The sequence below is a fragment of the Caballeronia sp. ATUFL_F1_KS39 genome, assembly GCF_023630985.1.
Lineage (GTDB): Bacteria > Pseudomonadota > Gammaproteobacteria > Burkholderiales > Burkholderiaceae > Caballeronia > Caballeronia zhejiangensis.
The window spans coordinates 112945-121723 of the sequence record NZ_JALQDZ010000003.1; the positions used below are offsets into that span (position 1 = coordinate 112945).

An 8779-nucleotide genomic window follows, 5' to 3' on the forward strand; every position below is an offset into this window, starting at 1 on the left:
AACCGCCCGGAAATCAGGTCCAGTTCTGCGTCGGGACGTGATCGCGGCTGCCCTTGATGCGATTGTCCTCGTCGACGAACACGAGGTTCGGCTTCCAGCCCGCCTTGATCTCTTCCTCGTCGACTTGCGCGAACGCCGCGATGATGACGAGATCGCCGAGTTGCGCGCGGCGCGCCGCCGAGCCGTTCAGCGAAATCATGCCGCTGCCGCGCTCGCCCTTGATCGCGTACGTGGTCAGGCGCTCGCCGTTGTTCACGTTCCAGATGTCGATCTGCTCGTTTTCCATCAGGTTCGCGGCGTCGAGCAGGTCTTCGTCGATCGCGCACGAGCCTTCGTAATGCAATTCGCAATGCGTGACCGTCGCGCGGTGAATCTTCGATTTCAACAAGGTGCGCTGCATGATGCTTCCTTCCTTCAGATTTCCAGATTGTCGATGAGACGCGTCGCGCCGAGCTTGGCCGCCGCGACCACGACGAGCGGCGCGTCGCTTTCGTCGGCGCCCGGCGCGATCAGGTTCGAGCGTTTGCGCACGCTGATGTAGTCCGGCTTCCAGCCGCGGTCGGCGAGCGCGTTCATCGCGTCGCGTTCGAGTGCGGCGATATCGCGATTGCCCGACAGCACGGCTTCGCGCACGCGCTGCAACGCGGCGGCGAGCTGCGGCGCTTCGGCGCGCTCGTCGGCGGACAGGAAGCGGTTGCGCGACGACAGCGCGAGGCCGTCTTCATCGCGCACGGTTTCCGCCGCGACGATTTCCGTCGGCAGCGCGAACTGATGGCACATGGCGCGCACGATCATCAACTGTTGATAATCCTTCTTGCCGAACACCGCGACGCGCGGCTGCACGCACGACATCAGTTTCATGACGACGGTGCACACGCCCGTGAAAAAGCCGGGGCGGAATTCGCCTTCGAGAATGTCGCCGAGATTGTGCGGCGGATGCACGCGATACTCCTGCGGCTCCGGATACATGTCCGTCTCGGTCGGCGCGAACAGCACGTAGACGTTCTCCTTCTGCAGCTTTTCGATGTCGTCCTGCAGCGTGCGCGGATATTTGTCGAAATCTTCGTTCGGGCCGAACTGCAGACGATTCACGAAAATGCTCGCGACCACGGGATCGCCGTGCTGGCGCGCGAGACGCATCAGCGAGAGATGGCCTTCGTGGAGGTTGCCCATCGTCGGGACAAAGGCGGTTCGGTTCTGGCCGCGCAACTGGTCGCGCAGTTCGTGGATGGAGCTGATGACTTTCATCGAGCGGGTGTCTCCTGTCGAGCGGCCGGTGCGCCGCCACGCGGAAAAAGATAAGAAAGACTAGGCAGGAGAATACGCGAGCCGCACGTAGATCGGCGCGTAGGGTTCGGCCTGCGTGATTTCGATCAGCGATTCGCGCGACAGCTCCAGCATCGCGATGAAGTTCACGACGACTACCGGCACGCCGCGCGTGGTGTCGAAGAGTTCCGTGAACTCCATGAAGCGCGCGTTCTGCAGACGCCGCAGGATCACGCTCATGTGCTCGCGCACCGAAAGCTCTTCGCGCGTGATCTTGTGATGCTGCACGAGCTTCGCGCGCTTGATGACGTCGGCCCACGCGGCGCGCAGGTCGTTCATGTCGACGTCGGGGAAGCGCTGCTCGGCGGACTGCTCGATGTAAATGTCCGCGCGCAGGAAGTCGCGGCCGAGTTGCGGCAACTGGTCGAGCTTCTGCGCGGCGAGTTTCATCTGCTCGTATTCGAGCAGACGCCGCACGAGTTCGGCGCGCGGATCTTCGGCTTCTTCGCCGGTGTCGGCCTTCTTGACCGGCAGCAGCATGCGCGACTTGATCTCGATCAGCATCGCGGCCATCAGCAGATATTCCGACGCCAGCTCGAGATTCGATTCGCGAATCTGATCGACGTAGCCGAGATATTGCGCGGTGACATCCGCCATCGGGATGTCGAGCACGTTGAAGTTCTGCTTGCGGATGAGATAGAGCAGCAGGTCGAGCGGGCCTTCGAAGGCTTCGAGAAAGATCTCGAGCGCGTCGGGCGGGATGTACAGGTCGGTCGGCAGCTTCCAGAGCGGCTCGCCGTACAGGTGCGCGATCGCGACGCCGTCGATGGTGTCGGGCGTCGAATCGGTTGCGGGCGTGGCGAGCGCCACGGCACGGTCTTCCCGGGCTTCGTCGCGCTTTGCCTCAGACGGCGAATGCGCGGAAGATTGCGGCTCGCGGCCTGCTGCGCTCACGTTCAGAAGTTCTGGTAATAGACGTAGGGCGTCTGGTTCACGCGCGATTGCTGCTGCGTGGTGCGCTCGTCGAGGTCGATCGGCTGCTTGTCCCACAGTAGCGCGCGGCCGCGGCGCTGTTCTTCTTCCAGCGAGGGCTTCTGCTCTTTCAACTGATTGATGAACTGGGTGATATCCGACTGATACATGATCCGGCTTCCGTTGAGGTCGAGGCGTGAGCCTGTGATTTTGCCTGTGCGCGCAATTTTACCGCAAGCGCGCGGCAGTTTCGTCGCCCGGAAGGCGCACGCGCGTGCAGCTTTCGCGGAACCCACGCGGCGCGCAGCCGTCCAACGGCGCACGTCCGGCGCGAGATGGCCGCTTTTGCGGCGTGCGTCCATGCCGATGTGGTGAAATAGCGCCTGCGTCCGATTGCGTCGGCTGCAAGTTTTACCTCGAATCCCACTTTTTCCCGATGCCGGAGGTCACGTTTGGCGGGGCGTTCGTTTGATCCGCTGCGCGCGTGGCGCGTAAGGCCGCGCGGCATGAGCCGCTGGCCGGCCCTGATTGTGGCGCTCGTCGCGTTCGGCTTCGCTGCGCCCGCTTGCGCCAAGTACGACGTCGACATCGACGCGCCGCGCAGCATCAAGAAGCTGCTGAAGGAGAACCTCGATCTCTCCCGTTTCGCCAAGCGCGACGACGTCAGCGACGACCAGTTCCAGTTCCTCGTCACCGCGACGCCGAAGGACGTGCGCGATCTCGTCGCGACGGAAGGCTATTTCACGCCCATCGTGCGTACGGACGTCACGACCGTCGACGACAAGCGCAACGTCAAGGTGAGCGTCGATCCCGGCCCGCGCACGATGGTCGCCTCGGTGCAACTGAATTTCACCGGCGCGGTGACGACCGAAGATCGCGCGCAGGAGAACGCGGCGCGTTTCGCTTTTTCGGTCAGCGAAGGCGATCCTTTCACGCAAAGCGGCTGGGACGACGCTAAAAACGCCGCGCTGCGGGCCCTGCAATCGAAACGCTATCTCGGCGCGAAGATCGTGCGTTCGCAGGCGCGCATCAATCCGCGCGCGCATCTGGCCGATCTCTCCGTGACGTTCGACAGCGGCCCGACCTTCACGCTCGGCAAGCTCGAGGTGAGCGGCCCGAAGCGCTATCCCGCGTGGATCATCGACCATGTGAATCCGATCCGCGAAGGCGAGGTCTACGACATCGCGCGCCTGAACGAGTTGCAGCGCCAGATCCAGAACACGCCGTATTACGCGAGCGTCGCGATCGATGCGGACAGCGACGTGAACAAGCCGGTCGACACACCGCTGCATGTGAAGGTGAGCGAGTATCCGTACAACAGCATCCGCTACGGCGTGGGTTACGCGACGGACACGGGTTTCCACATTCAGGGCGCCTACAGCTATCTCAATACGTTCGGCGCGGCGTACCCGTTCACGATTTCCGGGCGGCTCGACCAGACGCAGCAATACGGCCGCGTGCAACTCGCGATGCCGCCCGATTCATCCGGCTGGGTCAACGCCGTGTTCGGCTCGTACACGATCACCGACGTCTCGAGCACGAAGATCTATAGCGGGCGCGTCGGCGTGCAGCGTTCGCGCTCGCGTCAGAACATCGACACGACGTATTCGCTGACCTTCTACGACGACCGCCTGACGCAGAACGAGCCGAATCCGTCGACGGCGCGTGCGCTCGTGCCCGCGTGGAGCTGGGTGCGCCGCGACGTCGACGATCCGCTGTTTCCGCGCCGCGGCAACATCATCCGCGCGGAGGCGGGTTTCGCCGTCAAGGGCGTGATGGCCGATCAGACTTTCGCGCGCCTGTACACCAACGCGCTGCAATACGTGCCGCTCGGCAAGAACGATCTGCTCGTGTTTCGCGCGGAGTTTGGCGGCGTGTTCACGAGCGGGCCGTCGAGCGGCGTGCCGGCTTCGCTGCTGTTCCGCGCGGGCGGCGCGAATTCGGTGCGCGGCTATAGCTATCTCAGCATCGGCAACAATGTGGCCGGCTCGATCCTGCCGACCAAATACATGGTGACGGCCAGCAGCGAATATCAGCACTGGTTCACGCACGACTGGGGCGGCGCGGTGTTCTTCGACATCGGCACCGCGACCGACAACTGGAGCGAGCGCGTGTTCGATCCGGGCGTGGGCGTCGGCGCGCGCTGGCGCAGTCCGGTCGGCCCGGTCAACGTCGACCTGGCGTATGGGCTGAAGAACAAGAGCATCAAACCGTATCTGACGCTCGGCATCGCGTTCTGATGCGTGAGAACGATGAAGGACATTGAATCGGCATGACGGACCCGAACAAGCAGGCGGACGCCGAAGCGCCGCCGCCCGAAAACGTTGGCGGCGGCGACGGCGGCGCGCAGAAACCGCCGCCGCGCAAAAGCGGCTGGCGCCGTTTGGCGCGGTGGATCGGCGCGCTCGTGCTCGTCGTCGTGCTGATCGCCGGGATCGCCATCGGCACGGTCTTTTACGTGCTGACGACCGAGCGCGGCACGCGCTACGCATGGAACGCGGCAACGAAGCTGCTCAAGGGGCAACTTACCGGCAAGCTCGACGGCGGCGCCATCGCGACCGGCCTGCAACTGCGCGACGTGCGCTGGAAGGACGGCAAGGGCACGGATATCGCGGTGGATAGCGTGTCGGGCCGCTGGGCGCTCACACGCGAGCCGCTGCGCTTCACGATCGATTATCTGCACATCGGGACGGTCGATGCGCGCATTGCGCCGTCGAACGAGCCGAGCAAGAAAACGGAACTGCCCAAGGATCTGCGCATTCCGATTCAACTTGCGATCAACGATCTTTCCGTCGGGAAACTGCGTCTGCATCAGGGCACGGCGACGACCGAATTCTCGCGCCTGCTTTTCCACGGCCGAAGCGACGGCCAGCATCACGAAGCGGCGGTAGAGCGGCTCGACACGCCGTTCGGCGCGGTGACGGCGTCGGCGAAGCTCGATGGCGGCGCGCGTCCGTTTCCGCTTTCCGGCGATGCGGGCTATGCCGGCAAGGTCAACAACGAAACGGTGAACGTGAGCGCGCGGCTCTCGGGCTCGCTCGAAGACCTGATCGCCGACGTCGATGCGAGCGGCCTGAAACTCAACGGACGCGCGCACGTCGAGGCGCTGCCGTTCGCGGACGTGCCGCTCAAGTCGGCGCTCGTCACGTTCGATCACGTCAATCCGCAGGCGTTCGCGCCGGGCGCGCCCGAGGCCGACCTCGCCGTGCGCGCCGAAGTGAAGCCCGTCGAAGGCGCGGACCCGAACGCGTTCGTCGTCGCCGGGCCGGTGTCGATCGTGAACGCGAAGCCCGGTTCCATCGACAAGAAGCTGCTGCCGCTCATCGACGCGCACGCGAACGTGCGGCTCGACGCGTCCGAGCAAAGCATCACCGATCTCGATGTGCGGCTCCTGAAGAACGCGTCGGTGACGGGCGGCGGCGCGCTCAAAAGCGGCAAGGGCAAGTTCGACCTCAAGGTCGCGAAGCTCGATCTGAACGCGATCGAGCCGACGCTGCGCCCGACGGATTTCGCCGGACCGATCCGCATCGAGCTGGATGGCGACACGCAGCGCATCGCCGCCGACCTGAACGATCCGAAAGCCGCGATCCGCGCGCAGGCCAAAGTGAAGCTCGATCCGCAAGCGACCACGCTCGACGACGTGAAGCTCACGGTCGGGAAGGGCCGCGTCGAAGCGAGCGGCGTGCTGAAGAAGGACGCGAATTCGAGCTACGACCTGAAGGCGAAAATCGTCGAGTTCAATCCGCTGCTGCTGCAACAGCAGTTGATCGCGCCGAAGCCCGCGCCGGCGAAGAAAGGCGCGAAGCCGTCGAACAAGCCGGCCGCGCCGGCGCGTGTCGTGGAAGCGCGCGTGAACGGCACGCTGGCGGCATCGGGGCAACTCGCGCCGACGCTCACGACCAAGGCGACCTTCAAGCTCACCGACAGCATGTACGACAATCTGCCGCTGACGGGCGAGGGCACGATACAGGTCGCGGGCATGCGGCTGTTGCCGAGCAAGGCGGCGCTGTCGGTGGCGGGCAACAACGTCGATCTGAACGGCAGCTTCGGCGCGCCCGGCGACCGGCTGCGCTTCAAGGTCGACGCGCCCGCGCTCGAACGGCTCGGCTTCGGCATCGCGGGCACGGCGAAGGCGGACGGCGATCTGACCGGCTCGATCGCGCATCCGAACATCGCGGCGAACTATCAGGCCGATGGCCTCGTGTTCGGCGCGAATCGGCTCGGTCACGCGGAAGGCCGCGCCGATATCCGCGACGGCGCGAACGGCGCGCTCGTCTTCACGCTGAAGGCGCGCGATGCGAGCACGGAAGACATCGACATCGCGAATCTCGACGCGAATCTGAACGGCACGCGCGCGCATCACACGCTCGACGTGACGGCGACCGGCAAGGTGCGCGGCCAGCCCGTGAATCTCGCGCTCGGCGCGAACGGCAAGTTCACCGACGCGCCCGACGGCCCGCACTGGGACGGCGCGATCACGAAGCTGTCGAACAAGGGCACGCCGTCGCTGAATCTCGAATCGCCGCTTTCGGTGAGCTACGGTCCGGAGCGTCTCGTGCTCGGCGCGACGCGGCTCGTCGCGGAAGGCGCGGTGCTGAATCTGAAATCGTTCGCGATGGAGAACGGCCGCCTGCAATCGGCGGGCACGCTGACGAACCTGTCGGTGCCGCATCTGCTCGACGTGCGCCAGACGCTGACGGGCGCGGAGCCGCCGATCCGCACCGATCTCGTTTTCGACGGCGACTGGAACTTCACGCTCGGCGCGACCGCGACGGGCTACGCGCAGATCAAGCGCCGCGCCGGCGACGTGACGATCGACGGTACGCGCGGCCTGTCGGCGCTCGGCATTTCCGATATCGCCGCGCGCGCGGATTTCACCGACGGCAACCGCCTGAACGCGTCGCTGCACGCCCAGGCGAGCCGCATCGGCGTGATCGATGCCAACGTGCACACGCCGCTCGCCAATCGCGACGGCATGCTGACCATCGACGACAACGCGCCGCTGACCGGCGCCATCAACGCGAACGTGCCGGAATTGCGCACGACCGGCGGCCTGCTCGGCGCGAACTATCTGCTCGGCGGCAGGATTGCGCTCAAGCTGGTGATCGCGGGCATCGTCGCGAAGCCGAATCTGTCGGGCTCGCTGACGGGCGACAACATTTCCGCGACGGTCGTCGATCAGGGCGTGCAACTGAAGGACGGCATCATCCGCATTGCGCTGTCGGAGAATCTCGTCGATTTTCAGCGCGTCGAGTTTCATGGCGCGAGCGGCACGCTGCGCGCGACCGGCAAGGTGCGCCTCGATCAGCAGGAGCCCGATCTGACCGCGAGCATCATCGCGGACAAGCTGGAGCTGTTCGCATCGCCGGATCGCGAGCTGATGCTCTCCGGCAGCGCGACGATCGCAAACGCGGGCTTGCAGGGCGGCATGGCGATCGACGGCAAGTTCACCGTCGATCACGCGCTCATCGATCTGCCGGAGTCGTCCGCGCCGTCTCTTGGCGACGATGTCGTGATCGAGCGCCCCGATGGCACGATCAAGGGCGAGAATCAGTCGATCACCGCGAAGACCGAGAAGCCGGTCGGGCCGTTCACGCCGCGCGCGAACATCGGGATCGATCTCGGTCAGCACTTCCGCTTCAAGGGCGCGGGTGCGGACCTCGGCCTCGCGGGCACGATTACGGCGATGAGCGCGCCGAACATGCCGCTGCGCGCGGTCGGCAACGTGCGCGTGACGACGCCGGGTTCGTCGTACACGGCGTTCGGGCGCAAGCTGAACATCGAGAACGGTTTCTTCACGTTCAACGGGCCGGTGGCGAATCCCGGCCTCAACATTCTCGCGATGCGGCGCAATCAGGAAGTCGAGGCGGGTGTGCAGGTGACGGGCACGGTGCAGGCGCCGGTCGCCAAGCTGATTTCCGAGCCGAGCGTGCCAGACAACGAAAAGCTCTCGTGGCTGCTGTTCGGCCACGGCACCGATCAGGGCAACAACGTCGGCCAGCAGAGCGCGATGACGAGCGCGCTCGCGCTGCTCGGAAGCCGCGGCGGCGCGAAGATCGCGCAGACGGTCGGACTGGACGAGTTCACGGTCGGATCGAGCGAAGTGGGCCTGACCGATCCGCAAGTCGTGCTGCTGTCGAAGGCGATCAACGAACGGCTCGTGATCGGCTACGAGCAAGGCTTGCAATCGGCGAGCAACGCGGTCAAGGCGACGCTGAACCTGTCGCGGTTCTGGGCCGTGACGGTGTACGGCGGGACGTATCAGGGCGTCGATCTGTCTTATACGCGGCGCTTCAATCGCTGGTCGAGGCTGTGGTCGTCGTCTTCGTCGGCATCGCGGGCGTCGGCGGTGCAGCCATCGGCGGCCTCGGGGGCGTCGGGCGTGAGCGCGCCATTCGGGGCATCGGCGACGGAAGTGGAATCGGACTGAGCATCGTCTGCTTCAAGCAAAAAAGGCACGCGATTGAACTGACCCCGCAAAGTTGGACAGTTTTGGGCTAGGCCGCTAAGGGCTGAGTTCTGTACATCACAGGACTCAGCC

6 protein-coding genes are annotated in these 8779 nt (G+C 65.1%); 2 read left to right on the plus strand and 4 right to left on the minus strand.

Annotated features, from left to right (window positions below):
* Positions 1 to 13 precede the first annotated feature (13 nt).
* The 4 genes from panD to NCR93_RS03470 form a co-directional block, all read right to left on the minus strand.
* Positions 14 to 400, minus strand: a complete 387-nt coding sequence (panD, locus tag NCR93_RS03455; protein ID WP_008351073.1) for an aspartate 1-decarboxylase — start codon at positions 398 to 400, stop codon at positions 14 to 16.
* Between the two features lie 14 nt (positions 401 to 414).
* Complete coding sequence (gene panC, locus NCR93_RS03460) at positions 415 to 1248, minus strand: pantoate--beta-alanine ligase (protein WP_175982788.1); 834 nt, start codon at positions 1246 to 1248, stop codon at positions 415 to 417.
* A gap of 60 nt (positions 1249 to 1308) precedes the next feature.
* On the minus strand, positions 1309 to 2136 hold the full coding sequence (locus NCR93_RS03465) for a segregation and condensation protein A (RefSeq protein ID WP_034472990.1): 828 nt from the start codon (positions 2134 to 2136) through the stop codon (positions 1309 to 1311).
* Between the two features lie 86 nt (positions 2137 to 2222).
* Positions 2223 to 2411 (minus strand): DUF3460 family protein, encoded by a 189-nt coding sequence (locus NCR93_RS03470; protein WP_174447747.1) that lies wholly within the window; start codon positions 2409 to 2411, stop codon positions 2223 to 2225.
* 333 nt (positions 2412 to 2744) lie between these two features.
* Between NCR93_RS03470 and NCR93_RS03475 the strand changes: the two genes are divergently transcribed.
* Entirely contained in the window at positions 2745 to 4478 is a 1734-nt protein-coding gene (locus NCR93_RS03475; protein WP_239295371.1) for an autotransporter assembly complex protein TamA, read from the plus strand.
* A gap of 32 nt (positions 4479 to 4510) precedes the next feature.
* On the plus strand, positions 4511 to 8668 hold the full coding sequence (locus NCR93_RS03480; RefSeq protein WP_250532170.1) for a translocation/assembly module TamB domain-containing protein: 4158 nt from the start codon (positions 4511 to 4513) through the stop codon (positions 8666 to 8668).
* Positions 8669 to 8779: the final 111 nt, after the last annotated feature.